Origin of the sequence: Roseobacter sp., assembly GCF_045106495.1 — a bacterium.
Lineage (GTDB): Bacteria > Pseudomonadota > Alphaproteobacteria > Rhodobacterales > Rhodobacteraceae > Roseobacter.
In genome coordinates, this window is record NZ_JBGCEQ010000001.1 from 57,299 (window position 1) to 83,441 (window position 26,143).

Below are 26,143 nucleotides of genomic sequence, written 5' to 3' on the forward strand. Positions count from 1 at the left end.
CCAGACAGGCGGAGCCATGGCCAATTGACTATATCTCTGACGTTTTCCTTACATGCATCCGTGTTTTGATAAGGGGAAGAAAACCTTTCCGTTCAGATCTTAAATCCCTGCCAGCTGACATCAAATACACCCGCTTTGAATGCGACTAAGCCGCTCAATTGTCGCAGAAAAAATCTGAGCTGTATCTTGCCAATGCGGAAGTGTGGCAGATCGCTCCACTGACAAGCGGGAAAGGCGGGCAGCTTCAAAAGGATCATTGATCACCCCGCGCAACGCCTCCGCTAAACTGTAGGGATCTTCCGGAGGCACAAGAACTGCGGCGTTGCCCACGGTTTCCGGCACAGCACCGGTGCGGCATGTGATCACCGGTAGTCCAAACATCATCGCTTCACATAGCACGAGGCCATAGCCTTCGTATCGCGTGGCCAGTGCAAAAACCGTGGCGGCATTGAAACGCGCTGTCAGCGCCATTTGTTCAAGCTCACCTGTAAACGTTACGCGCTTGTCGATACCCAACGCGCGGGCTTGTGCCTGCAAATCGTTCGCGTATTCCCGGTCGTGCGTCTTTCCAACGATTTCGCCCTGCCATGGCAGATCATCGATCTTTGCCAAGGCTTTTAGCAACACATCATGGCCTTTGCGAGGTGCCAGCAATCCTACCGACAGGATCAAGGGCGGATTGGCATACTGGCGGTCCACTATAGGCCTGTCAAACCCGGGCGGAGCGACAGTGATCCGGTTTGGATCCGCGCCAAGATCGCGGCACAAAACACGTGCAGTCTCCGGGCTTGGCACAATGACGTGGTCAACGTGGCGCAGGGCAGCGGCTTCGTTTCGTAGCAACCATACCGCGCGCGCGCCGGGCAATCCGGTCTCCAAGCCCAAAGGATGATGGACCATCGCAATCACCGGCGCGCGCACTTGTTCAAGCCCCTCAGGGTCAATTGCGCCAAAGACCAGACCATCCAAGATGATTGGCCGATTTTTTGGAATACTGTTCAGGTCCTTAAGGGCGGTCGCCATGTCTGCTGCTGTTGGATCGGGAAAGCTTTCGGGCAGTTGGAGGTGGTCTGTGATACAGCCCAATACATTCAATTCGCGGAGAACGCGGGCCTCATAAATGAAACCTCCGGTCCGGCGGTTTTTGTCACCGGGGATTGCAAAAACGGCTTTGGTCACAATACCTGCTCTGGGGCATAGATCCGCAGGACGGCGCGTTCCAGTGATGCGACAGCGGTGTAGAACACCATGGCCACGACCGCAAGGATTGCAACACAGGACCACAACATATTGTAGTTCGATGTGCTGGCGGTCATGGCCATTAAAACGCCGATGCCTTTTCCCGTGGCGAGCCATTCGACCGTCGTGACTGCCAACAAAGCTGCCGGTATTGCCATGCGAGCGGAAGCAAAGAGTGCTGGCAGCATCGAGGGGAATTGCGCAGAGCGCAAAAGATGCCAGCGCCCGGCACTATATGTTCTGAACAGATCTACAATCTGCCCGGGCGTTTGCCGCAGTCCCTGTTGGCATGCAACGAAGGTGGGAAAAAAGATCATCACGGCAACAACAATGGTGGTTCCGATCATACCGCGTCCAAAAGCAAGTACCAGAAGTGGCGCGGTGGTGATGATTGGCACGGCGCGCAACGCCACTGCAACGGGCATCGCGGTCCGGTTCAGGGCTGGTGAAAGAACCAGCAAAGCTGCTAAACCGGCACCCAAGCCAAGCCCGGCCATGTACCCGGGAGCAGCAAAGGAGAGGGTTTCCAAAAGTGCGGACAAGAGCGTTTCGCGATTTTCCGCATCGGCCAGAAAAACCCAAACGTCGCCGGGCCGCTTTGCAAAGAACCGGTTGAGGTCGAAGACATCCATTGATACGTGCCAAAGGATCAAAACGAAGGCTGCGATGAAACCCATTTCCATCATGCGCGCGCGACGGGTTTGGCTCTTGGTTGCAGTTGGTGCTGACAATAGGATGACCGGTGCGTAGCCGACAATGCGGTGTCCCATCCAGCCGATCCACGTATAGGCTGCCATCGAAATGATGGCAGCCAAAACCGCAAGTGTCCAAGTTGCATCCGTTTCCAACCCCCGCATGGCCCGCAAGGTCAAGACGCCCAAACCCCGTTCAGCACCCGTAAATTCGCCAATCATAGCACCGAGGAATGCGGCTGGCGCGCTGATTTGAAAACCTGCAAAGAGGTAGGGTAAGCAGGCGCGTGCGCGCACACGGATCAACGTCGACATGCGTCCCCGACCATAAATGTGCATGAGATCGGTCCATGTTTGTGACACGGCGCGCAACCCGACCAACAGCGCAATCAACGTCGTGTAGTAGACGGCGAGTGCTGCCAGTGTGATCTGCGGCCCAGCACCAGGCCCGAAAAGCACGCGCAAGATCGGCCCGCTGGCAATCAGCGGTATGCAAAACACAAGTAGCGCGAGGATAGAAAGCGTTCTTTCGCTTCGTGGGAAAACGGTGATCATCACGGCCAGCACCACGGCGGCGCAATTGCCGAGGACAAAGCCCAAGGTGGCGTTTATGGAGGTTTCCAAGGACGCGCGGGAGAGCAACGCTGCGTTGTTCAAAACGTATGTTGCAAGTTCTGTCGGACTGGCAATCAACGCATTACCGGGCACTGATCTGTCAGCCAATTCCCACAGCATGAGGCTCACACATATCAGAATGACCGTTCGCGCGCTGCTCAAGCGCCTTCCTCCAGCGCGGCAAAGACTGTGCGCGACATGGCGGAGAATTCAGCAGTTTCCTGGAGACGTGCGTCGCGCGCATCGGGAAGTTCAATCGAAATGTCGGCTAATAGACTGGCTGGACGTCGCGACAGGACCAAAACACGATCGGATAACAATACAGCCTCTTGCACAGAGTGGGTGACCAGTACGACAGTTGTTCCTCGCGACCGCCAAAGGGGAGGTAGATCAACATTAAGACGTCTGCGCGTCATCGCATCGACCGCACCGAACGGCTCGTCCAACAACAAGACCTCGGGGGTCGAGATCAGGCTGCGGGCAATGGCGGCCCGTTGCCGCATCCCCCCCGACAGTTCGGCGGGGTGATGATCTGCAAAACCGTTCAGGCCCACGAGGTCAATCAGAGCATCGACGTCCTTTGCCGATTTGCGTGCCAGTTCTGCGCCAAGGGCAATGTTTGCGCGCGTGCTACGCCAAGGCAGAAGGGACGGATCCTGAAACGCCATCGCCAAGCCCCCACGCTTTGCCACGACTTCAGGCGGGTCAGACCCGAGCAGGATCGTTCCATTATCAGGCGTGTCTAAACCCGCGATCATGCGCAGAATAGTAGACTTGCCGCATCCTGATGGGCCAACTAGTGCAGTGGTGTGACCAGCGGCAAGCCTAAAGGACAAAGGCGCAACCGCTTCGGTCGCGCCAAACCGCTTGGCGATCTCGGCGCAGCGGATGTCGACGCCAGTAATGCCTTGGAACGCAGCGGCTTTGTTCAACCATGCACCTCATCGAGCAGCGACCGGTCCCAAAGATCTGTCGACACATCTTGCCCCAGTAGTGCCAGCGTTTCGATATTTGCTGCAACCGTATCATCGGTGAACCAGCCAAAGCCATTTTGGGCTGTTAAATCCGAGAACATAAGCGGCACTTGCCGCGCGGCTTGCATTTTTTGAACCTGGAGATCGAGACCCGCATCAGGATACATCTCGACCGCCAAAGCAGCAGCCCCATCTGTGTCGGCAAGGTAATCATTCCAGCCCATCACTTCACCTTTGAGCATTGCAATGAGATCAGCGCGACGGTTGGCGATGGCGTCCTGCGTTGCGATATAAGTCTGCGAATGCAGGGCATATCCGTGATCTGCCATCAGCATGGTCGTGTTGTCGACCCCTTGGACAGTCATCGCCACCGGCAGATCGGTTTCCCAACACAGCAGACAATCCACCTGTCCGCTGACAAGTGGCGCAGGATCGTATTGTGTCGGCACAATTTCGATTTCGTTGATGTCGACATCGTTAAGCTTGCACAGCGCCTCTAGCACCGGTGTGTTGGCCACTGCCATGCCAATCCTCTTACCTACCAGATCGGTTGGTAAATTCACCGGATTGCCTGAAAGTGATGCAACGGCAAAGGGGTTTTTCTGCATCGCCACAGCGATGATCTTGAAAGGTGCCCCCTGACTCACCGCAGCGGCCGTGTAGTCGGCGGCGGAAATCCCCAACAGCGCAGTGCCGGAGACAACAGGCGGCTCCACAGGGGCATTGGGACCGCCTTGGTTCAGCGACACGTCAAGGCCCTGGTCGGACCAATACCCTTTGTCCGCTGCGATATAGCTGCCGCCAAACTGTACAGAATGCAGCCACGACAACTGGAAATTTACCGACGTGGCCCCAAAGGCCGGGACGCCTGCCGCAGCGGCAGCAGCGCCTGCGCCACTTGTCTGAATGAAAAAACGGCGGGTGAGATGCGGAGGTTGTGTCATGGTATATCTGTGTTCCTTTTGGATGAGAGGTTTTCGAAAAGGTTCTGGGTGAGCAAAACAACCGCAGCTGGCAGTACGGCAACAAACACGGCAATGCCGTAGGTGATACCGGTTGCAATACCTGCGCTGGCAGGAGCTTCGATAATCGGAAAAAGCGCCGCTGCCGCCCCTTCGCGCCAGCCCCAGCCAGCGATCGAAAGCGGGATGAGCATTGCGCAGAGAATGAGAGGGATCATTGTTGCCCAAGCCTCGACTGGAATGACGACGCCAATGGCGCGCGCGCTGGCGTAAAATCCAAAGATTAGGCAAAGCGTCGTAATCGTGCCATGCAGAATTGCGAAAGGTCGGCGCAGCAACTGCAAAAGAACAACGACAAATCGGCCCGTTGCATGATCTCGCCGCGCCACGAACTTCGCCACCGCCGCGCAACAGATCATGATCATGACGACGGCCCATCCCAATCCTCCCCACTCTGGCCCTCCGGGCAGAAAAATGGCTGTAGCGAAGCCCGCAAACATGAGGCCGAGGATGGCGATCTGACCAAGTAGCCGCTCGGCCACCACCGATTGTGCCGCCCGTACCAAATCAATATAGCGCCGGGCGCGTACCGCTCGCGTCACGTCGCCTGCAACGCCACCCGGCAGGACGGTATTGATCAATTGGGCTAAGTAGTATTCGCGCAATGCAAAGGGGTAACTCAGGCGTATTCCGAATGCTTCCGCTGTCATCTGCCAGCGCCTTGACATCGAGCAGGTCGCCGCCGTTAACGCCAGTAGTGATAGCAAAAACCATGTCACGTCCGCGCCACGCAACCGCGCAATAACCTCGGTGGCATCCGTCCACCACATTAGAACCGCAAGGCATCCTGCGGATGCGACGAAACTGATCCAGTGTTTCATCGCGCCATGACCTCCGAAACCTGCGCCTGCGTGAAAGCCTCAAGAAAGTCGTTTCTAAAACTGTCCATGCGCCGCACGGGGCCTTCCGGTGCAGGGATCAGGCCGTTGGTCCAGCCCCATTGGTCGATCCGGGCCAGGAGCTCCGGCGGGCCGATCATGTGCACGGCAACATCCATGTTATCGCTGCCAGCTACAAAGCCTGCGGCCTGATGATCGCCTGCAATGATGACAAGCGGTGCGGTTTCAGCCAGTCGAGCCACATGCGAAAACGTGGCGCGCAATGCGTAGTCGACAGACATGCGATAGGCGTCTCGCACGGCATCGCGATCTCGCCAAAGATCCTTTGGAGCAGGCCCGCGGTCCGCCATCGCGTTGAAGATTGTACCGTCGCCTACAGAGTTCCAAGGCACCATATCTGGAATGGGTGTCCACGGTGCATGGGATGAGATCAGCGCAATTTGTACGAAATCGGGGCGCGGGTCTGGCGCAAGCAGCGTAGGGTAGATGGCCAGCGTAAACTGATCCGGCATCGTGACCCAGCGAAATGGCGTGCCGTTGTATGGGATATCCGCCGCCGGGATGACAAGATCAAACCCCATAACACGGGCTTCGGGCCAGCCCATGGTTATTGCGGGCATGATGGCTGCGGTTCGATAACCTGCGTCCTGGGCGAAGTGAAAGAGCCACTTGTGACCGCTGGCGAGCATGGCGTTGTATCGCCCATTGTCGGTTGTCCAAAGCCCGCTGGCGAAAGCCCCATGTGCCAGCCAGCTTTGACCGCCTGAGGTGGGTGATGTCAGCCATCCGCTTTTCATTGCCATACCGGCTTGCGCAATTTCGGACTGTGCCGCGCGCAGCGTTGCCAGATGTGTCGAGTCATAAAGCGGATTGTCAAAGCTGGCGCGCCCATAGCTTTCGATCCAGATCAAAACAACGTCTCGCCCCTCGAGCGCGTCGAGCATACCACTGGACTCCGCAAAAACGTCGCTCTGCGCTTTTTTTGAGAAGCGAGCGAGCTCTTTAGCTGTATTCTGCAATTCGGTTCCGCGTTTTACAGTCAGGCGTGTTGTCCAGGCGGATCCTGGTGGGCTTTGGTCAAAGCGCCAATAGTCGAGATGATGCCCTGCATCCGCTGCCGCCCAACCAGCGCCGAAAACAGCCAGAATCGCTGCGGTTGCGCGTAGTGGCATAACCGGCGAAAGAGTGGCCCAACTGCGCAGACTGCGTTCGAGCACGACAAAGAACAGGATAAGAAAAGAGGCGCTGCCAAAGACTGTTAAAACAGTGAGCATCCCGCCGACGCTATCGCGCAAAAGTGACAGCCCCGCTTCAATCAAGAACATGTCCAGAACAGGGTTAAATGGTCGGTTGAAGGCAGTGAACATCCCGTAGTCGGCAACTTTGATCACGAACGTCAGAAGAAGCAAGAAGGCTACAAGGTAAGTGATCCCCCACCTCCGCCCGACAGCGGCCATCCCCATTAGCAGCACAGGTAGCTCCAGTGGCCAACGCTGCAGCGCGCTCCATTTCATCGTGCCGGGATGGTTCGGCAATACCAGAACAGCAAAAATTACCGCCGCCGCAAAGGCCAACTTCGCCCAACGCGTCATGCCGCTCGCCTTACAAGCCAAACAACGTCTACAAGGAAAGACCAACTAAGCAAAAGGGCTGCGACGAAACCAACCGGCAGGACCAGTGCCGGCGGTGTGAGCGGAAACACCAACAGGATCAATGTCGAAATCTGGATCACACAGATTGCTTTGCGCCGGAATGCCTGCGGCAAAGGCGCTTGCAGCGCGGGCCAAACAAAAGATGCAGCAACAAACGCATAACGCATGAAGCCGAGGATCAAGATTTCGGGGCCCGTAGTCCCACTTGAAAAAAGCCATATCGAGAGCACTGCACCAAGGCCAGCGTCCACCTCCATATCAAAACGCGCTCCAAAGTCTGATACAAAGCCCGATCGTCTGGCCAGCCAACCGTCAAGTCCATCCAGCGCAAGGGCCAAAGCGGCTACAAAAAACACCACCCAAACCGACGCTCCTGGCAGCGCAAAGGCACCTGCGATAAATGCCACCATCGCCGCTCGCGACAAAGTGACAATGTTGCACATGCCGAGCCGTGAATGTTCGTAACTATGACCCAGGCCATATCCGGCGATCATCAAGGTCGCAGCAAACACAACCAGCGGCACTGTCACAGTGCCCAACGTGTGAAACGCGGCGATAGCCAGAAGTAGTCCAAGAACGACGGCAACGCCTATCAAGTCTGTTAGCGGCGCGCGTATCGCGGTCCTGTGCGTGGTAAGGTGTGAGGTGCTGCGAAACATGAACATATCCATAACGTCGTCTGTTAACTAGGTCTGCGTGCGGGATCGGACACTATGAATAACGCGCTGGTCCCCAAATTATTCACTATTGTCACGCAACTGTGACCATCGCCTCCAGTGGCAAATGGTCCGAAGCCATCGAGACTTCGGCGGTCTTGACAGCGCGCAGCCCGTACACTTCACCCGGTGCGTCAGTCAAAATACGGTCTAAAGGCAACAGGGGGAAAGCGCTCGGAAACGTGCGGCACACCGGCCCGCGCAGCGATGTACCCACTAGACCATTGTGCAGCATCAGACCGCTCCAGGGACGCCATTCGTTCAAATCCCCAAGCAGGAGCGTTTGCATCCGCGGGCGCCGTCGCAGGTATTGGCCAAGAATCCGCATCTGTAAGATGCGCAAGGGCTGAAACAAGGACAAGTGGGTGCTCATAATCCGAATGGGACGTGTTTGGTAAGTTGCTTCGACCGAAACAGCGCCGCGATGGCAACGCCCCGGCAAATCGATTACGTCGGAATGCAACGGTTTCAGAGCCGTTGAAAGGAATAGGATCGTTCCCAGAAATCCATCGCTGTCGGGGCCCCAACGCAAGGGATCATCATGGATGTAGTCGAGGCCTGTGCTTGCAGCAATGCGATGCACATCCAGTATGCGCGCATGAGGGCGGGATTCTTCATCTGCCTCCTGCAAGGCCAACACATGCAAATCGAGGGGTTTCAACGCCTGATCAATCGCCGCGGCAATGCGCGACGGATCAACACGGCCATCGCGACCCCGAGCACGGTGAATATTCCATGTCGCACATCGCAGCTGTCGCGCGCCCATTCGATTAAACCTGCCTTTTTGCCTCGGTGCCCTATTTACGTTTATATCGGTTTAGTTAGCGCGGCTACCAAGGCGAGGCCCGGGGCCCACCTGATCACAGCGCGCCTTGCAAAATAGGACACATGAAATAATGCGCACCTTCATTGCCACAACTGCCCTCCTTACGACGCTGGCCGCAACCGCCCAAGCGGATTTGGCACGATATGAACTCGATGGGGAACACACAGCCATCTATTTTACGGTGGACCACATCGGTTACGCCAAAACACTGGGCATTTTCACCGATCTCAGCGGTAGTTTCATGTATGACGTGGAGACACAGGAACTCGGCGAGGTTGTCGTGTCGATTGACGCAGGCTCTGTCAACACGTTTCATAAGAGGCGTGATGGACACGTGCGCGGGGGGGATTTTCTTCATGTCTCAGAGCATCCCGAGATCACCTTCGTTGCCAGCGGCGGTACGCCAAGTGGCGACACAATCGGTACTGTGACCGGTGACTTGACAATCTTGGGCGTCTCATTGCCGGTGACGCTAGTCGTAACCCTGAACAAAGTCGCGGATTATCCATTCGGACACAAGCGCGAGGTGCTAGGCCTGTCTATGGCCACCAAAATCCAGCGCAGTGACTTTGGCATGACTTACGGTGTGGAAAATAATCTCGTCGGAGACGAGGTCACCATAAACATTGAAACTGAAGCGATGAAAATGAACTGATTTAGACAGTGCAAAACCCAATCATCGAGTTCGATATCGTTTGAATTTCTGTCCCATCCACAACCTTTGCCGTTCGAAAATTTCGGCGATCATGGCCGTTACTTGGCAATTGACCGAAATGAGAGAACCACCGACAACTAAAGGCAGAATTTCTCGCTACTGGTATTCGCTGCCTGTTAACGGGAAACCAAATTGGCACTATGTTGCCAATCAACCCACGTTCTGGATCGGAATGTTGGTAGTGCAATTACTTGATTTTTCGTTTTTGGACCAGATTGATCAGCGGTTCAAACCTTTGGTTTTTACGGTCGTTGGACAGCTCCTTTGCTAGCAGTCAAGGAGAACTGGACTTTGGCCCATTCGATTCCGATGATGCAGGCGCCTTACAAACCAATCGGTTAGGGCCAATAGTGACCTCAGCCAACGCAACGTTTCTCCTAACAAACCAGCCCCGGCCTGTTTTACAAAGCCTTGGCCATCACCGATCCGAGGCGACGAACGAATTCAGCTGGATTGGTCGGATCTTCTCCCTCCACGATGCGGGCCTGATCCAAAAGCAGATGCGCCGCGTCTTTCAAAAGCTCATCTGAGCCGGCATCAGCATTCTTTGAGCGTTCAGCCAGTTTGGCAATCACCTGATGGTTCGGGTTCAGCTCAAGTACCCTTGGCATGCCGTTTTGCAACTGACCATGTCTTTTGAGAATGCGTTCAAGATTGACATCCATATCGCCTTCATCTGCAATCAAGCACACTGGACTATCCGTCAGGCGCTTGGATCGGCGTATGTCCTTTACGGTATCTCCAAGTTCCAATTTGAAAGATGCAATCAATGCGTCGAGGTCAACGGTATCATTGTTATCATCTTTCTTTTGTTCTTCAGAAGAGATCTGATCCAGATCAGCAGACCCGCGCGTAATGGATTTTAACGGCTTGCCCTCGAATTCCGTGATATGCTGCAACCAGAACTCGTCAACGTGATCGGACAGCAACAGGACTTCAACCCCTTTGGCTTTAAAGCCTTCCAGATGCGGGGATTGGGCGACTTTTGCAGCATCCTCGCCGGAGATGTAGTAGATCGCGTCCTGGCCATCTTTGCAGCGGGCGACGTAATCTGACAGGCTCGTCAAACCGTTTTCATGAGTAGATACAAAGCGGCAAACCTCCAGAATACGATCGCGAAGGGCAGGGTCTTCGACCAACCCCTCTTTCAGAACTGCGCCGAAGTTTGTCCAGAATGCAGCGTAGTCCTCTGGGTCTTTCTTGGCTTTCTTCTTGATCTCGCTCAACACTTTCTTGGTGATGGAAGTTTTGATCTTGGCCAGCGTCGGATCTGTCTGGAGCATTTCGCGTGAGACGTTCAAGGACAGGTCTTGCGAGTCCACGATACCACGCAGAAACCTCAGGTAGGTGGGGAGCAGGTCCTTGGTCGCTTCTGAAATGAACACACGGTTTACAAAGAGCTTGATATGGCTTTTTCGCTCCGCATCGAACAAATCGAAAGGGGCTGCCGTTGGTATAAAAAGTAGGCTTGTGTGATTCACCGTGCCTTCGACGCGATTGTGCATCACATGCCAGGGCTCATCGTAGGCGTGCGCTGTAAGCCGGTAGAACTCAGTGTATTGTTCTTTGGTGATATCTTTGGCAGGGCGAGTCCAGATTGCAGCGGCTGAGTTCAACGTCTCATCGCCTAATTTCACCGGAAAGCTAATGTGCTCGGAATAGGTTTTGATGATGTGGCGAATGCGCGCTTCTTCGGCAAATTCCTTGGCTTCTTTCTTTAAGTGCAAAGTAACTGAGGTGCCAATCGCATCGCGCTGGGCAGGTTCTACGGAAAACTCGCCCTTGCCATCTGAAGACCACAACCAGCTTTCCTGCTCACCTGCCTTGCGAGTGAGAACATCAACACGTTTTGCGACCATAAATGCAGAATAGAAACCAACGCCAAATTGGCCGATCAACCCAACTGTATCTTGTTCCTTTGCTTTCAGCGCTTCGATGAATGCACCGGTGCCAGACTTGGCGATCGTACCGAGTGTTTCCAGCAAATCGGCGTGGTTCATGCCGATACCATTGTCTGAGACGCTGATTGTCTTCGCCTTGGCATCGATGTCTAACATTATGGCAAAGTCGTCCGAAACTTCGGCCAGTGCAGGATCTGTCAACGCAGCGTAGCGCAACTTGTCGCAGGCATCAGATGCATTGGAAACAAGTTCTCGCAGGAACACCTCACGATTGGAGTAGAGCGAACCGGCGACAATATCTAGAAGTTGTCCGACTTCGGTTTGAAATGAAAAGGTCTCTTTTGCCTTAGCGTTGCTCACAACTGAAATCTCCTTGGTGTGCTTGCCGACTGAAACCGCCGAGAAAAATAAGAATTCTTGGATGAGTTGCAAGCCATTCTATCATATCAAATTGCGGTCCGTTTGAGTGGAGCAGATGCATTTCATTTGAAAGCTCTGGAACCAATCAGACACCCTAAAACAATGTCTGCGTTAAGCTATGAATTATTTGATCTGTCGTTGCATAGCGAATAGTTTGCTTCATTGTAACCTGAACAGCTCGCGAAGTTGCTTTGGCGGTCTATATTTTCGTCGCGCAGTCCCACAAGGTCCACCGTTCGCGCGGACGACCCGCACATAATGTCGGGTGAATGGTCTATGTTGTCGGGATCGTCTACGTCGCGATCACACCGTTTGTATTCTCCAGCGGTTCAGTTTATCGGGCACACTGCTGATCAAAACCGCAGCCTTCGGCATGCTGGCATTGCTCCACTCTTTCTTGGTTCGATGCCGTCCGACATCATAGGACATGCTTATTTGAAGTCACGGCGGCATTCTCAGCTAAACCTGACTTCTCAAAGGGTTATCTTCGGTCGTTTATGTGCCGCGATTGCGCCAGCAAGTGCCCGCACAGTTGCGCCGCGGAGCGGGCCGTTTGCGCAAATGTGCCACAAATTCTCGTCTCTGCAAAACCGGTTTTGTGCTTTTATGGTACTGGACGTCATACGACCGTTTATCCTGCCTTTGTAGTAACCCAGCAAGCGCAACTCTTTTTGAAGTACGCGCACCCAGGCGTTTTTGTTGATCCAGAAGGCAACACTTGCAGTTGTTGCATAGTTTTCGGTTTCGGTCTGTTCTAAAATCTCTTCAGACTTGGACCAGAACTGTGCCGGGTGCGCGTCGGCGGCAAGTCGGATCAGTTCCGGCGACAAAACCCGGTCTCGGACGCCTGGAATGTTCGCCAGCGCGAAACGTGTTCCCAAGGTCTCCTCGTTTTTCTTGCCATGGCGTGCCAAGTAGACCAACGCGGTTTCGGCAAATCGAACTTCTCCTGCAAGCCCGGCTTGAACAACCTGAGCTATTGCTATGTCGGAAGCCGGTGCACTCAGGCGATGCCAGTTGATCCTAACCACCAACTCGCGCGCTGCGTTTTGGTCACCCCTCACGCTGAGACTTTCTAGCATTTTGCGCCCCGACTGAGGATCTGACGCAACACCAAAATCTCCATCGATGTGGCTGGTTGCCAAAAGCCTGAGCGTGCCGGGTAGGTCCTCGAGTACAGCGGCTTCGAGCAACTGCAATGCGACATCACCGCGGTTCAGTTCGATCTCGACGCGCGCCAGTGAAGCGGTTGACCAGGGATGCTCAGCGGCGACTGCGCGCGCATACCAATCGCGCGCCGCTTCCAGATTTCTATCTGTGCCGATTCCGTGCCTAAAATAGTATCCGACACGGTCTATTGCCGGTGGATACCGTTTTTCTGCCAAAGACAGGGCTGCCTTGAAGGCAGCACTCGGATCGGACTGTTGCAGCATACTGATGTTCTTAAAAGCCGCACGGTTATCTTGAGCGGTGCTGACACCCGCCATGCAAATTATCAGCGTTGCAGCGAGCAGTGTCTGTTTCATTTCGACTTCCTCCTGTCGATCATATTATCTGTTTCGATAGAGAGACGCGCGTTGCAGGATCTTAGAGCATCAGCAAATTGAGGGCGTTGTCGAAGAAGCTATGATCTTCGTCCGTGAGATTGGAAACCAGGATGCTTTGCGATCCTGACAAAGCGATCTTCAAATCACCGTTTGAAAGCTGATCAACGTGCGTGCTGGCCCAGGTGTCCCGATCCGAACGTGCGTCAGTTAGGTTGAATCCGGTAAGATCGATGCTGTCGGCATTTGCGCCGTGAACTTTGAAGTCCGTGATATGATCCTGGAAAAAGCTAATCTCTGAACGGAAAACGAACATATCGCTGCCGCGACCACCCGTGAGCACGTTGACGCCAGCTCCGCCAAAGAGAACATCGTTTCCTGCGCCTCCACTAAGCGTGTCCGCACCGTTTCCTCCATGCAAAGTGTCGTTTCCCCAGGAACCATCCAAAAGGTCCGAACCAGCGCCGCCATCAAGCAGGTCGTCTCCGGCGCCACCATTCAGCACGTCGCCGCCGGTGCCGCCCGCGAGTGTATCCAGGCCGTTGCCACCAAAGAGCGTGTCTAAGCCTGCGCCGCCGTTCAGGATGTCATTGCCCTGTTGCCCAATCAATTGATCGTTGCCCGCTCCGCCGTTGAGTTGATCTGCGCCTTGACCCCCACCAAGGTAGTCGTTTCCGTTTTCACCAAACAAGAAGTCGTCACCCGCTCCGCCAAACAGGCGGTCGTTTCCGTGCCCGCCGAGCAGAGTGTCGTTATCAGACCGACCAAAAAGGACATCAACGCCAGCACCACCATCCATGTTGTCATCACCGTGGCCACCATCCAGACGGTCATCGCCGGAATCACCGCTTAGGACATCATTGTCATCTCCACCCCAGAGTTGGTCTTTGCCGGCACCGCCGTGGAGTGTATCGGTACCATTTCCGCCGTAGAGCATGTCGTTGCCAATGCCACCCGCTTGAACATCGTCTCCGTCAGCGCCGTAAAGGCGGTCGTGCCCCTCGCGCCCAGCCAGTTGATCGGACTCTGCGCCTCCAAACAGAATGTCTGATCCCTGCCCACCGTTCAGATCGTCCTTTCCAGCGCCACCATAGAGCCGATCAACACCCTGATCCCCTTCAACAATGTCATCGCCTGAAGCACCGTAAAGAGCGTCGTTTCCGGTGCCGCCCGCCAGCAGGTCGTTGTCGGTACCGCCAAACATGCGATCTGCGCCGATGTCGCCAAGCAGAGTATCCAAACCGGCACCGCCGAAGAGGCGGTCATTGCCCGAGCCTCCGGACAAGTGGTCGTTGCCGTCCCCGCCCCAAAGTCTGTCGTCGATGCCACCGCCGGTACCACCGTCGCCTTGCTTTCCGTCACCACCAGTTAAGGTGTCATTGCCTTGTCCGCCGTATAGTCGGTCCTGGCCTGCGTTTCCGTGCAGGTTGTCATTGCCAAGGCCACCACGCAGGGTATCGCCACCCGATGCACCAAAGACGGTATCATTGCCGCCTTGGGCATAGATTCGGTCGGCGCTCCCGCCTCCGTAAATTGTATCGTCGCCGTTTTTGGCATGAATTCGGTCGCGTGCGGCACCGGCTGTGATCGTATCTTGTTCAAGTGTTCCATAAATGTTTCGTGTCATGGTTATTGGTCTTTCCGTTGAATGAGATTTGGGGCCGTGACCTTCAGGCCACGCGAATGGGTTTGTCAGGGACAAGGTCCAACCGGATCACGCGTTCCAGATCTTCAGCTTGGACGTCGATCAGGATACTGAGCATCGATTCGAGAGTGAAATACGCCCGTAACATCCGGAAGATCAGGTATTCGGGCAGCGCAATGATGCCGCGCGGCATCCCGTTGAGCAGCGATGAGAGAACGGCCATTATCGCAGGCGCGCCCGTCGTCACTGCGGCGATGGATTGCCAGACAATCGGACTGTTTTCGTTAAAGGCGATGCCCCATTCGAGTCCGCCAAAGATTATCAACGGTACGAGCATGGCGCGACGGGCGGAATTGATCAGCATATAGGGCAGAATTACTTTGCCGCGCAGCGTCGCGTTTGGCCCGTAGATCAGGTCTCGACAGCGCGAAGAAATGTGGTAGATCGACCGAAACCAGCGCATGCGTTGTTCGCGCATGTGGCTGTAGGACGAAGGCACCTCGGAGATGTAGCGAATTTTGGGGTCCACGACCGAGTGAAAGCCTAGTTCTCCAATGCGCAGAGATATTTCCGTGTCTTCACCATTCATCCCGTCGACAAAGCCACCCAGGTAACGCGGGTGATGTGTCCGATAGACAACAAACATGCCCGGGATGCCCACGACCCCGTTCACGGCGCCTAAGGCGACGGAATAGAATCCGTGTTTCACAAGCACTTCGAGCAGGCGCGCCCTGTCAAAGAGGGCACCGCCGGGCGGGATAGGGACACCGCCGACCACCCCAACGGCCGGGTTCGTGAAATAGGGCATCGCGCGGGTGAAGTTGTCTTCGCCCACCAGGGTATCGGCGTCAACGCGCACCAGAAATTCAGTTTCACAGGCATCAAGCCCTGCATTGAGCGCGTTGGACTTGCCCGGCTTGGGAACGTTGATCACGCGCCCTGTAACAGCTTTGCAATTCAGCAGCGTTTCGCAGGCGATCTCTTCGGTATTGTCGGTGGAATTATTGTTCATGATCAAGACGTGCACCTCGCCGCCATAGTGCAGAGCGGCACGGTCCATCGCGTTAATCGTATCGCGGATGATGTATGATTCATTATGCGCAGGTACGATAACCGACACGGGCGGATTGAATGGCGGTGTCCCGGCGGTCAACACGTCGTAGATGGCCAGAAAGTACAACTGTGCAAATAGCACCGGCAGGAACAAGAAGACACCCGGTCCGATGCCGCCCAGCAATGTCCAGCTGCGCATCACATCGACGATATTCAATTGCATCCCGCCCACCCAGATGGCGATGCCGGCAGCGATGCTGATGGTAACGACGAGCCGCAGAATGGCGCGCATCTGGCTGACGGGGATATGCTCGACCCGGATGCGGGCAGGCATGAAGCCGCGTTCCAGAAGCTTGAAAGAATACACGGCAAATCCGTACAAGCCCGATGCGATTGCGCTAAAATGTAACGAAAAGGAGGACCCAAGCAGGTGGTGGCCCCAAGCATTGGCCAGGTCAAAAACGGCGCAACCGGCCAGAAACGTGAGAACCAGATCAAGGGCGAACATTGTCCGCTCGCGCAGACCGCCTGAACTAAACCCGGCAAAGGACAGAAAGAACGAGATCAGAAAGATTCGGATCGCGATGGCGTGCCGCCCAGCGTGGACCGAAAACACATAATCCCGGTTCGGAAACACCTGCGACATCGGGTCGGTATTCACTGCCCAGAGCTGAATTGCAGCCAAAATTGTGAATGCGGCCAGCATCTTGGGCGCTTGCCAGGTCGAGACAGGACCTGCAAATCGTTTGGGGGCGCTGTCCACGCAAATATAGTTAATCTCGTCGCGCTTGTCTGTAACGTTGCTCATCCCCCTGCCTCCGACAAAAGCGTGGCATTTGGGGTTACGAGAAGTGCAAGTCCCGTGCGCGGCAGCGCATCTCCTGGCTCAATTTTTTGCACTGACAGACCCGCCAAGGCATTGTCATGGGTCACGACCCATGCAGGACCGGTGACTGGAAGTGCAGGTGCCTGGTGATCCTGGCTCAGTACGGTCACATGTGCCTTGCTGCGCGCTGGCTTGAACTCGGAATTCAACGGGATCACTTTGTTCAGCATTTGACTGATCACATCGGCGTCGAGAGCGGTCAGTCGTCCTGTCATAGTGACGCTGATTTGGTCTATCTCGCTCAATGCATCCTTTAGTTTGGATAGCGGATCGGTAAAGACCGCATTGCCGGCGATCAGGCGAGACGCGGGGAGCATCTCAGCCACCAATTCGGGCCCATCGTCGCAGACATTGCCGTGTGGGGCGGTGCTGGTTACCGCGACTTCCAGCGCATTGGTGACGGCTTGAACCTCCCGTGGCAAATCAATCAAAGCATTGTATTCAGTTTCCTTGCCGGTGATGTGACCTTGAAACACCAGCCTATTGTTCAGCGTCACGGTCAAGGCCCAGTACTGTGGCTCAATCAAACGCCCGAACAGCATCTGTAGGTCCAATTGTTCCGGCATAGGTTGTCCCGTGCCTCCCGCTAGGGCATACCGTTTGCGCCAAACTGTCGACCGGTGGAAACGACGCATACCGGCGTTCGCTCCTGTCCCGAAAAGGTTGCTCGTGATCGCAAGTTCGGGTTCGCGCGGTGGAAAGAGGGTCAAAGCATCGCGCAACCCTATTGTCGTTAATGCATCATCCGATTGTCCGGTGTCGAAAAACGTACCAAGACTACGGCGTTGGAACTGTGTCGCCAATACAAGGCGCCGGGTCTGTTCTTCTTGTTGCAGCCATTGCGGCCAAGCCACTCGGACCACGTTGCCCCAGGCGTGCACCCGATCGCGCGTGCTTTGCAGGGGTCGGTCCAGTGTCAGATAAATTGCGCTGGTCGTTTCGATCTCAACGATGGCTTCGACACCATCCTCTGGTCGGCACGGACGGTGGGGTCCGGTGCCTTGCAATGAGAAAGAGACGACCAGCTGGTCACCTGCAAAATCCATCGGTGAAAGCGGAATTTGCAGAGACCGTCCCGCCTCGCCTGAACGCAACAACATCTCGCCCCGGCGGGTATTCTGGATAGAGATACGCAGCACCCCTTCCACGCCATCGAGAACCTGAGATGTCGCATCGATTTGGAGGTATCCAGACGTTGGGCGTGCATCCACCGGCAAGGTGAATGAAACGCTCTGATAGGCGGGCAAACCGGATAAGATGAGTGGATGGTCGGGGTTTGTGCGTTGCACAACGGCTCTGTGTAAACTTTGCTCGGTGGTCGCTTTCCGGTGTTCGAATACCAATTGCGAACCAGATGCGAATTCACGGACGAAGCGTTGTCCTTGTTCGAGAATGTTCATTGTGGAAAGCAAGAGGGCGATGCCTGCCAAGAGAAATCCCAAAAGCCCAATTCCAATCATGCGCATACTGTTCACCGAAACCTGAAGTTTAAAAACTGATCGCGTCGAACCCACCTCCAAGCGGGTCCGACACCGATAGTGAGCGGTTAAGCCGCCTTGCGGCCCATTGTTTTGACGACGCCCGGGCGTTGCTTGTCCGTCCATGTGGACACACATGGGATCATTTTACGGATGCAGCGGTCAGCGTATTTGACTGCGATCTGTTGTGTCTCGTCGATCAACCCTTCGGCCAGCGTGACCGGCTTTAAACCGAGGGACAAAAAGGTTCTGTTGGACACGCGCAGATCGTTTTCCGCTGCCTCATTACGTGGGTTGTCGACGTTGGCAATTGCCGCACCCGACACGTCAGCCACCAGTTTGGCCAATGCACGCACGGTGTGTGTTTCCGTCATCTGGTTCAGAATTGCGACCTTGTCGCCTTTGGCGGGTGGGTTTTCGACCGCGAGCGCCAGACATTTCACCGTGTCTTGGATGTGAATGAAAGCGCGGGTTTGTCCGCCGGTTCCATGGACAGTAAGGGGATGTCCCACCGCAGCCTGCATCAGGAAACGGTTGAGCACGGTGCCATAGTCGCCATCGTAGTCAAAGCGATTTATCAGGCGCGCGTCCAGGCGTGTCTCATCGGTCTGCGTGCCCCAGACAATGCCCTGATGCAGGTCGGTGATCCGCAAGTGATCGTTCTTGGCATAGAATTGGAACAGCAGCTGATCCATGGATTTTGTCAAGTGATACACGCTTCCCGGGTTCGTCGGATACAAGATGTCACGCTTCATGATTTGCTTGTCGTCGCCTGGCACGTAAACCGGCAAGTAGCCCTCGGGAATCTCCAGACCATCATCGTCGTAGCCATAGACACCCATAGTGCCCAAGTGCACGAAGTGCGGGTCAAGACCCAGCTCGACCGAAGCGGCCAGAAGATTGTGTGTGCCCGAGATGTTGTTGTCGACGGTGTATCGTTTCTGGCTCACTGCCTTCATAGAGTAGGGAGCAGCGCGCTGTTCACCAAAATGAATTATCGTGTCGGGCTGGAGCTTAGTCAGCATCGCGGTGACGGCATCGAACTCACGGGCAACATCTATGTTTTCAAACGCGATGGTGCGACCGGTTTGCTCTTCCCAGGCAGACAGACGGTCTTCAATTGATGCAATCGGCGTCAGACTATCCGCGCCCAATTCGACGTCGATGTCTCTACGAGACAGGTTGTCGACAATAGTAATGTTATGGCCCAGCCTCGACAAATGAAGAGCCGTGGGCCAACCGCAGAATCCGTCACCGCCGACCACTAAGATGTTCTTTATGTGTGTCATGTCTTTGTTCCTTTTGATGGACCCCTCCAGGCGGCCCGATTCATGATGAACAAAGTGTTAACGATCCAGAGCGGCACAAATCTGGACGCGAGGGTATAGTAGAAAGGGAATTGGAAGGGGCGATCTATCCTATCGGATAGGGCACCTGTGCTTATCCGGCGTTTTTGGCGCGCTTAAGTGCGGTGTCAAAGAAGACGCTTGTCTTCGCCGCCTCTGCATCGAGCGCGTCCGCCCATGTCTTTGGTGCAATCAGATTGCCGGCCCGCGCCTCTTGTTCCAACGCCGACAAAGCTGCATGCAGGTCGTCCTGACCGAGAAGGGAGGCCGCGCCCTTGGCTTTATGCGCTTCTTCCGCCAGTGCTGGCATATCCGGTGTGTTCCCTGCCGTGCGCAGGTCGGCCGCAAGTGTCGCAAGCTCAGATAAGAAAGTCGCGGTGATGGTTTTTACCTTGTCGTGTTCCAGAACATTGAGCATCTCGACGAGAGCGTCAGGAAAATGCGCGCTGTCCAGTTTGGACAGCTGTTCTGAAGTCACCTCGGCGATGATGCCCTTCAAGGCGTCAAGCCGGATAGGTTTGGTATGAAAGCGATCCATGCCTGCCGCGATAGCGCTTTCGCGATATTCCTCTCGTCCATGCGCGGTCAGACCGACAATGTGCGTACCAGCGTTTGGACCAGCCCCAAGCCGAAGTTGTTGGGTTGCTTCTATCCCGCCCATGACCGGCATGCTGATGTCCATGAAAATAATATCAAAGTCTGAGCCTTGCGCCTTTTCCAGGCCGTCCGCTCCATTCACCGCCTCATGCACTGAGTGACCCATGGCGGTCAACATGTCGCCCAGAACTTTACGGTTGATGCTGTTGTCTTCGACAATAAGAATATTGCAGGACTGGGCCGAAGGCGTGTCTTCGTCGGTGTTGGAAGTGTCGTCACTGGCTGACATTTCAGAACGCCGCAATGGCAATGTGAAAATGAAAACCGATCCGGCGCCTTCCGCGCTCTTCAACGATACATCGCCATCCATCGCCCTCGCAATTCGGCGTGAGATGGATAGGCCAAGACCATCGCCGCGTGCCTGCCGTCCTGCGCTTTTGGCAAGAGCAAAAAAATCTTCGAAGACTTGTTCTTGCTGATCAGCGGGAATGCCCATTCCGGTATCGCTCACTTCGAACCGCATGGAAGACGTTTCCGGCCCATGAATCCCACTCACGCGCAGTGTGATCCCTCCGTCCTCGGTGAATTTGATCGCGTTGCCGATCAGATTGGTCAGCACCTGGCGAATGCGACCAGCATCGCCGTGGTACGGCCCACGCATCGCCGGTTCAACATCCAGCCGGATTGTCAGATTTTTTTCCTTCGCCAGCGGGTCAAACATGTCCACCAACCCTTGCATCAGATCGGTCAACCCGAAATCCTGCATCGTGATTTGCAGCTCTTGGGTTTCAATGCGTGTGATATCCAGTGCTTCGTTGACATGCTCTAGCAAGATCTCGCTGGAAGAGGTCGCGATGCGGACGTACCTTGCTTGTTGATCATCAAGCGGCGTGGTCTTGAGCAGATCGAGCACACCCAGAATACCGTTGAGTGGGGTGCGCATTTCGTGGCTCATCAAGGTCAAGAAGTGGGATTTGGCCTTGTCCATTCGCTCGGCCTTGTCACGAGCATCGATCAACTTCTGTTCGTCTATTTTCCGCGCACTGATGTCGCGGATATACGCAATGAAGGTGATCGCATCACCATCTTGCGTCTTTGTAATGTTCAGCTCGACGGGAAATTCCTCCCCGCCTTTGCGTAGTGCTGCAAGCTCAACCCGGCCCGCATCAACGACACGCGGCTTGCCGGTTTCCAGATACCGTTTCATACCGTTGTGGTGAGCATCCCGCATCCGGTGGGGAATAATAGTGTCCTCCATCGTTTGTCCGATTATTTCGCCTTTGGTCCAGCCAAAAACACGCTCCGCCGAGGCATTGAAATCAATAATGTTGCCTGCTTTATCTGCCGTCACTATCGCATCAAGCGATGCAGTAATCGTGGATGCAAGTTGCTTGGATGAAGCAGACAGCGCGGCGTCACGGCGCGCGGCGCGTTGCAATAGCCTGTCCAGAACCATCATAAGGATCGCCATCAGGACCAAAAGCGCAGTTGCGATGCTCCCCGTGCGTGACAACTGTCTGGCAAATTCGGCGCGGCGCGCCTCGGACCGCTCGGCACCGAGGCTGACACCCAAAAGCGCGATCTCTCGGACATAAGGGCGCACATCCGTTACAATGCGTTGCATCTGCGCCAACGCCGCATCGCTGAGCGGCCCCGGCGCATCCGACAGGCCAACGGCCGCTTTGGCAAAGGTGTTGATCGGGGCAATCAATCCGCTGGCTTCGGGGCTGTCTCCAAAGATTTCAGCGGCGCGCCCGGAATTTATTATGTTCAGACGGCTGAGTGCAATGTCCAGACGCAACCGTACTTGTTCGTCCGTATAGCGCTGTGTTGCAATTTGGCGGGAGAGCATCGCATCGAGGTTTGCAAACTCAGTGTCGATTTGCGAAATGCTCCACTGCATGTTGTCTTCGGCCGAACGGGACAAATACCGCAGTTGCAACAGCAGGTTTGGCACCATCACCATCAAGACAAAAATCAGCAGACATATGCCTGCCAAGACTGCAAAACGATATCGGTTCAATTCGCGCTTCACCAGTGACCTCCTGTTCGAGGTCACCGTAAGCACTTGCCAGGTGTCAATCCACGACCTTCAAACGATTTAGCTGCCAGATGCTATAAGAGTATATGGTTTCGGATTGGTATCTGGAATTTTGATCATAAGGGAAAACAACCCAATACGGTCCCTTGTCGCGCACAGACATCGTCTCGCCGTTCATGCGTGTGGCGACGATGGGAGCAAATTCTTCCACTTCGACCAGTGGCATTGAGACTTTGTAATCATTCAGGGCCACCATTTCGACCACTGCGCCCCGCGCCGCCGCTTTGTCTAACAGCGCCTTTAACGGTACGCCAGAAAAGGTTGTTTCGCCATCTGTCCAGATGGTTGTGGTGCTGAATGTCACCTGATCCATCGCATCGAGATCGGCGAGCTCGAATGCTAATGATTCAGATTGAGAACTAGACGGCGTTACCTGCAGAGTAGTCAGCGATTGTGCCATAGCCGGCGTTTGAAAACTCAAAATCAATGCGAACAGAACGGCGGATGCGCGTGACCGAAGTGTTGCTGACATTGAACCTCTCCAAACAGGGTGCCTGAAGCATATCTCTTGCGGATGATGCGGTCAGTAAGGCATTGGCATAGGCTCCTATACCAAAGTATAGGTGTGCCATGCTTTGGCCAGAGTTTTCGGCTAAACATGCAATCCTAGTGAGAGAGCTTGCCGAGATGTCAAAAATCCTGATTGCCGACGACCATGATCTGGTGCGCGATACGATCGCCGCATATCTGGAGGGCGTTGAAGAATTCAAAGTCAAGACTGCCGCCAATTTGGATGACGCGTTGGATGTGATGCGCGGCGTAGATGCATTTGATCTTCTCATTCTGGACTACCACATGCCGGGCATGGACGGGTTGAACGGCCTTGATCTCGCGCGTCAGACTTTTCCTGCCACTAAGGTGGTTCTGATGTCAGGCGTCGCCAACAAGGAAGTGGCCAACAGAGCAATGGAAAAAGGCGCAAACGGGTTCATTCCCAAATCTTTAACGGCCACGTCGCTGGTCAATGCAATCAAGTTTGTCCTGGCAGGCGAGCGGTATTTTCCGTTCGAATTCGGAGCGGCAGGCGTGACCCCGGAGCGGGTAGGTGCCTTTGCAACTTTGTCTGAGCGAGAGATGCAGACTTTGGAACAGTTGTGCATCGGTCTGTCGAACAAAGAGATCGCCCGCAATCTGGGTATCCAGGAAGTCACCGTGAAGCTGCACGTCAAAAACGTTCTGGCCAAACTAAATGTGTCAAACAGAACCCAGGCTGCTCTGCTCGCCAAAGAGAATCACCTATTCTAATCAGTTCTTTATTGGTCGTGTGTCACCCACCGCTTCGTTGTTTGGGAAGCGCTGACCTTTTGGGCGTGAACTGTGCAGGTTTGTGAGCAACCCGTCCGAACGACGCATACGTTTGCAATAGGTGGAGACAAACTTGACGCTGGTTCCGCTTACTTTCGTGTGTTGTGCTGGGGTGTTGACTCACTGCTATGTTTTGACAAATTTCAGGGCGACTGTTTGACGCGAGCAGATGAAAGCTTGGGATTGACGGGCAGTAAAGTCACGTCAGAAACCTCGCGCAACATCATGCTTTCTCAGGCAAGTGCTCCATAGTGCGAGACTGTGCGCCCGGCCGCTGCGACTGCTTCGTACGCCGCAACATTCGGGTCACCTGTTTCAAGGAGTTTCGCAAGAAAAACGCCTGCGAAGGTATCGCCAGCACCTGTGCTATCCACAGCTTTGACCGGCGTCGCGCCTATGTCATGACGGCCCTTCGCGGAAGACACTATCGCGCCTTGAGCTCCGCGCTTTAAAACAACGTATGCGGGACCAAAGCTCTCGAAATGATCCAACAGAGCACTGGGTGCCGATTGCCCGACTACAAGTGCGGCCTCATCATCGGAGGGAAGAACTATGTCTGCGAAGGGCAGAAAGTCATGAATGCAATCGCGTGCCTCTTCTATGGACCACAATTTGAGGCGCAGGTTCAGATCATAAGACACAAGTGTGCCGTTTGCGCGCGCCAATTCCGCCGCTGCCTTTACAGCAGCGCGCATCGAATGGCTTATTGCTTGGCTAACCGCTGAGACATGCAGCACCTTCGCGAGTGCGATTGCCTCCTCAGGCAGGTCACTGGCACTGTAAAGGCTGGCAGCGGAGCCACGTCGCGCGTAGCAAAATCTTCTTTCCACAGGGTCCGGATCAATGACGTTTAAACCGGTTGGATCGTTTGAGCGTCGCAGAAGATACGTCGTATCTATGCCCTCGGATTTGCAAAACGCGCAAATCTCGTCCCCTAGTGAGTCGTCTCCCACGGCGCTGAGGTAACCGACACGCGCGCCTGTTCTTGCTGCGTGCACCATGGCTGTCAAAGTATCGCCACCAATGCCCTGCTTGTAATGAACGGTCCCATCGGGCTGAGGCGGCAAGCGGATCATTTCGACTAAGGGTTCGCCGAGAGCCAGGATGTCGGGATGTTGCATGGGGCCAGTTGAACGGATGCTTGATGTTGTGTCCAGATGCATTGATTGCAAATTGTACTCAGGAAAAGATACCTGAGTATCCAGCCGTAATTAGAGCATGCTACGTACTTTCAATGGGGCGTTTTCCCGTGACCAATGCCGAAAGTGTCTAAGGCAGCACGATCCTTATTCTCCCGAACAATTCTATCCCAAGCGCGCCGCGTCAGAAAAGATAATGTGTTTTGTTTGACAACAGGCCCTTACGCGCGTTGGATTGCTCGGCTAGGTTCGCTTGGTGGAGAACATGCGCGCACCTTTTGTTTTCCGAACGCCGCTGAAATGCGGTTCAACAAGCAGGTTGCGCAAGAAGACGGACGCATTCCCGAAAGAGTGCAGGAGGGCTGATGGCTTTTGGTTGCAATCAGCAAAAAGAAGACAGTGGAGGAAACACAATGAAAAACACACGTATGATGCTGACAATGATGGCGACTGTTGCTTGTGTCGCAGCGGTACCCGCGCTGGCAGAATGCGACTGGAAGCCTGAGCGCCCGGTCACCTATGTCGTTCCTTGGGGTGCCGGAGGCGGTACAGACGCCAATTCCCGCATGCTGGCAAGCCTTTTAGAACAGCAGATGGGTCAACCTTTCAACGTGGTCAACCGTACTGGCGGCAATGGTGTTGTCGGGCATTCCGCAATCGCCACGGCAGAACCTGATGGCTACACAATCGGCTCAGCTACTGTTGAGATCACCACGATGCACCATGCTGGTCTGACCGAATTGAATCACACAAACATCACGCCAATTGCTTTGGTTGATATTGTGCCGGCAAGCATCCTCGTCTCAAAGGATTCACCGTTCAACTCGCTTGACGATTTGTTGGCAAGCGCCAAGGAGAACCCCGGATCGCTGACAGGGTCCGGAACGGCGCAGGGCGGCATTTGGCATTTGGCATTGGCTGGGATGCTGAATGCGGAAGGAATGGACCCACAAGCCATCCGCTGGATACCTTCAGACGGAGCTGCTTCGGCCATGCAGGAACTGATTGCAGGCGGTGTCGACGTTGCCTCCCCTGCGTTATCGGAAGGTAAAGCCCTGATTGAAAGTGGCGAGCTGAAGGCCTTGGCGTACATGCACTCCGAGCGCAACACGGCTCTGCCAGATGTTCCAACAACTGCCGAGACACTGGACAGCAATTGGACCCTGGCCGCCTTTATCACGGTGTCTGGTCCAGAAGGTATGGATGCAGAGATTGCATGCTCCTACGAGAAAGCCGCATTGACTGCGTTTGAGACCCAGGAATGGGCCGACTTCAAGGCCTCGCGCGGATCCGACGTTGTCAAAATGGGCAGCGAAGAACTGGCCTCGATGATGTCAGCCACATCCGACAGCCTGGGCGAAACGATGAAGGCCATTGGAATCGCCAAGTAATCATGGGGCGGGGCGTCAAGACGCGCCCCGCGCCGCCTGATCGTCAA

The 26,143-nt window shown here is 55.0% G+C and carries 20 protein-coding genes; 3 read left to right on the forward strand and 17 right to left on the reverse strand.

Annotated features, from left to right (window positions below):
- Nucleotides 1-120 precede the first annotated feature (120 nt).
- The 8 genes from AB8B75_RS00270 to AB8B75_RS00305 form a co-directional block, all read right to left on the reverse strand.
- Nucleotides 121-1,179, reverse strand: a complete 1,059-nt coding sequence (locus AB8B75_RS00270; protein ID WP_405358905.1) for a glycosyltransferase family 4 protein — start codon at nt 1,177-1,179, stop codon at nt 121-123.
- Nucleotides 1,176-2,708, reverse strand: a complete 1,533-nt coding sequence (locus tag AB8B75_RS00275; RefSeq protein ID WP_405358907.1) for an ABC transporter permease — start codon at nt 2,706-2,708, stop codon at nt 1,176-1,178. Before AB8B75_RS00275 ends, AB8B75_RS00270 begins: the two co-directional genes overlap by 4 nt.
- The gene (locus tag AB8B75_RS00280) at nt 2,705-3,478 is read right to left on the reverse strand and encodes an ABC transporter ATP-binding protein (protein ID WP_405358909.1); all 774 of its coding nucleotides are present in this window, start codon (nt 3,476-3,478) and stop codon (nt 2,705-2,707) included. Before AB8B75_RS00280 ends, AB8B75_RS00275 begins: the two co-directional genes overlap by 4 nt.
- Complete coding sequence (locus AB8B75_RS00285) at nt 3,475-4,464, reverse strand: ABC transporter substrate-binding protein (RefSeq protein WP_405358910.1); 990 nt, start codon at nt 4,462-4,464, stop codon at nt 3,475-3,477. The genes AB8B75_RS00280 and AB8B75_RS00285 overlap by 4 nt, the downstream gene beginning before the upstream one ends.
- Nucleotides 4,461-5,363, reverse strand: coding sequence for a lysylphosphatidylglycerol synthase transmembrane domain-containing protein (locus tag AB8B75_RS00290; protein ID WP_405358912.1), 903 nt, complete (start codon nt 5,361-5,363; stop codon nt 4,461-4,463). The genes AB8B75_RS00285 and AB8B75_RS00290 overlap by 4 nt, the downstream gene beginning before the upstream one ends.
- Entirely contained in the window at nt 5,360-6,973 is a 1,614-nt protein-coding gene (locus AB8B75_RS00295) for a sulfatase-like hydrolase/transferase (protein ID WP_405358914.1), read from the reverse strand. The genes AB8B75_RS00290 and AB8B75_RS00295 overlap by 4 nt, the downstream gene beginning before the upstream one ends.
- A complete protein-coding gene (locus AB8B75_RS00300; RefSeq protein ID WP_405358915.1) occupies nt 6,970-7,692 on the reverse strand; it encodes a CDP-alcohol phosphatidyltransferase family protein in 723 nt (240 codons plus the stop codon). Before AB8B75_RS00300 ends, AB8B75_RS00295 begins: the two co-directional genes overlap by 4 nt.
- 91 nt (nt 7,693-7,783) lie before the next feature.
- A complete protein-coding gene (locus AB8B75_RS00305) occupies nt 7,784-8,515 on the reverse strand; it encodes an endonuclease/exonuclease/phosphatase family protein (RefSeq protein ID WP_405358917.1) in 732 nt (243 codons plus the stop codon).
- Nucleotides 8,516-8,645: 130 nt separating this feature from the next.
- On the opposite strand from AB8B75_RS00305, the gene AB8B75_RS00310 reads away from it, so the two are divergent.
- Nucleotides 8,646-9,230: a YceI family protein gene (locus AB8B75_RS00310; protein WP_405358918.1), complete on the forward strand. Its 585-nt coding sequence runs from the start codon at nt 8,646-8,648 to the stop codon at nt 9,228-9,230.
- A gap of 461 nt (nt 9,231-9,691) precedes the next feature.
- On the opposite strand, the gene htpG is transcribed toward AB8B75_RS00310, so the two are convergent.
- From htpG to AB8B75_RS00350, 8 genes are all read right to left on the reverse strand, one after another.
- The gene (htpG, locus tag AB8B75_RS00315) at nt 9,692-11,551 is read right to left on the reverse strand and encodes a molecular chaperone HtpG (protein WP_405358919.1); all 1,860 of its coding nucleotides are present in this window, start codon (nt 11,549-11,551) and stop codon (nt 9,692-9,694) included.
- A gap of 533 nt (nt 11,552-12,084) precedes the next feature.
- Nucleotides 12,085-13,137 carry a hypothetical protein gene (locus AB8B75_RS00320; protein WP_405358921.1) on the reverse strand — a complete coding sequence of 351 codons (1,053 nt, stop codon included), beginning with the start codon at nt 13,135-13,137 and terminating at the stop codon, nt 12,085-12,087.
- Nucleotides 13,138-13,198: 61 nt separating this feature from the next.
- A complete protein-coding gene (locus AB8B75_RS00325) occupies nt 13,199-14,782 on the reverse strand; it encodes a calcium-binding protein (RefSeq protein ID WP_405358922.1) in 1,584 nt (527 codons plus the stop codon).
- A 43-nt stretch (nt 14,783-14,825) separates the two neighbouring features.
- Nucleotides 14,826-16,661 (reverse strand): glycosyltransferase, encoded by a 1,836-nt coding sequence (locus AB8B75_RS00330; protein ID WP_405358924.1) that lies wholly within the window; start codon nt 16,659-16,661, stop codon nt 14,826-14,828.
- A complete protein-coding gene (locus AB8B75_RS00335) occupies nt 16,658-18,205 on the reverse strand; it encodes a cellulose biosynthesis cyclic di-GMP-binding regulatory protein BcsB (protein WP_405358925.1) in 1,548 nt (515 codons plus the stop codon). Before AB8B75_RS00335 ends, AB8B75_RS00330 begins: the two co-directional genes overlap by 4 nt.
- Before the next feature lie 80 nt (nt 18,206-18,285).
- Nucleotides 18,286-19,506, reverse strand: a complete 1,221-nt coding sequence (locus tag AB8B75_RS00340; RefSeq protein WP_405358927.1) for an NAD-dependent epimerase/dehydratase family protein — start codon at nt 19,504-19,506, stop codon at nt 18,286-18,288.
- Between the two features lie 151 nt (nt 19,507-19,657).
- The gene (locus AB8B75_RS00345) at nt 19,658-22,195 is read right to left on the reverse strand and encodes an ATP-binding protein (protein ID WP_405358928.1); all 2,538 of its coding nucleotides are present in this window, start codon (nt 22,193-22,195) and stop codon (nt 19,658-19,660) included.
- Between the two features lie 43 nt (nt 22,196-22,238).
- Nucleotides 22,239-22,733: a molybdopterin-dependent oxidoreductase gene (locus tag AB8B75_RS00350; protein WP_405358930.1), complete on the reverse strand. Its 495-nt coding sequence runs from the start codon at nt 22,731-22,733 to the stop codon at nt 22,239-22,241.
- Nucleotides 22,734-22,888: 155 nt separating this feature from the next.
- On the opposite strand from AB8B75_RS00350, the gene AB8B75_RS00355 reads away from it, so the two are divergent.
- A complete protein-coding gene (locus AB8B75_RS00355) occupies nt 22,889-23,506 on the forward strand; it encodes a response regulator transcription factor (RefSeq protein WP_405358932.1) in 618 nt (205 codons plus the stop codon).
- Nucleotides 23,507-23,799: 293 nt separating this feature from the next.
- On the opposite strand, the gene AB8B75_RS00360 is transcribed toward AB8B75_RS00355, so the two are convergent.
- Complete coding sequence (locus AB8B75_RS00360) at nt 23,800-24,687, reverse strand: sugar kinase (protein ID WP_405358934.1); 888 nt, start codon at nt 24,685-24,687, stop codon at nt 23,800-23,802.
- Between the two features lie 431 nt (nt 24,688-25,118).
- On the opposite strand from AB8B75_RS00360, the gene AB8B75_RS00365 reads away from it, so the two are divergent.
- Nucleotides 25,119-26,096, forward strand: a complete 978-nt coding sequence (locus AB8B75_RS00365) for a Bug family tripartite tricarboxylate transporter substrate binding protein (protein ID WP_405358936.1) — start codon at nt 25,119-25,121, stop codon at nt 26,094-26,096.
- The last annotated feature ends 47 nt before the right edge of the window (nt 26,097-26,143 follow it).

What these genes read in the sequence shown, in the direction of transcription:
- AB8B75_RS00355 (WP_405358932.1), top strand. Translation starts at nt 22,889, where the DNA reads ATGTCAAAAATCCTGATTGCCGACGACCATGATCTGGTGCGCGATACG.
- AB8B75_RS00305 (WP_405358917.1), bottom strand. Translation starts at nt 8,515, where the DNA reads ATGGGCGCGCGACAGCTGCGATGTGCGACATGGAATATTCACCGTGCT.
- AB8B75_RS00335 (WP_405358925.1), bottom strand. Translation starts at nt 18,205, where the DNA reads ATGCGCATGATTGGAATTGGGCTTTTGGGATTTCTCTTGGCAGGCATC.
- AB8B75_RS00320 (WP_405358921.1), bottom strand. Translation starts at nt 13,137, where the DNA reads ATGAAACAGACACTGCTCGCTGCAACGCTGATAATTTGCATGGCGGGT.
- AB8B75_RS00285 (WP_405358910.1), bottom strand. Translation starts at nt 4,464, where the DNA reads ATGACACAACCTCCGCATCTCACCCGCCGTTTTTTCATTCAGACAAGT.
- AB8B75_RS00350 (WP_405358930.1), bottom strand. Translation starts at nt 22,733, where the DNA reads ATGTCAGCAACACTTCGGTCACGCGCATCCGCCGTTCTGTTCGCATTG.
- AB8B75_RS00325 (WP_405358922.1), bottom strand. Translation starts at nt 14,782, where the DNA reads ATGACACGAAACATTTATGGAACACTTGAACAAGATACGATCACAGCC.
- AB8B75_RS00295 (WP_405358914.1), bottom strand. Translation starts at nt 6,973, where the DNA reads ATGACGCGTTGGGCGAAGTTGGCCTTTGCGGCGGCGGTAATTTTTGCT.
- AB8B75_RS00310 (WP_405358918.1), top strand. Translation starts at nt 8,646, where the DNA reads ATGCGCACCTTCATTGCCACAACTGCCCTCCTTACGACGCTGGCCGCA.
- AB8B75_RS00360 (WP_405358934.1), bottom strand. Translation starts at nt 24,687, where the DNA reads ATGCAACATCCCGACATCCTGGCTCTCGGCGAACCCTTAGTCGAAATG.
- AB8B75_RS00365 (WP_405358936.1), top strand. Translation starts at nt 25,119, where the DNA reads ATGAAAAACACACGTATGATGCTGACAATGATGGCGACTGTTGCTTGT.
- AB8B75_RS00290 (WP_405358912.1), bottom strand. Translation starts at nt 5,363, where the DNA reads ATGAAACACTGGATCAGTTTCGTCGCATCCGCAGGATGCCTTGCGGTT.
- AB8B75_RS00300 (WP_405358915.1), bottom strand. Translation starts at nt 7,692, where the DNA reads ATGTTTCGCAGCACCTCACACCTTACCACGCACAGGACCGCGATACGC.
- AB8B75_RS00340 (WP_405358927.1), bottom strand. Translation starts at nt 19,506, where the DNA reads ATGACACACATAAAGAACATCTTAGTGGTCGGCGGTGACGGATTCTGC.
- AB8B75_RS00330 (WP_405358924.1), bottom strand. Translation starts at nt 16,661, where the DNA reads ATGAGCAACGTTACAGACAAGCGCGACGAGATTAACTATATTTGCGTG.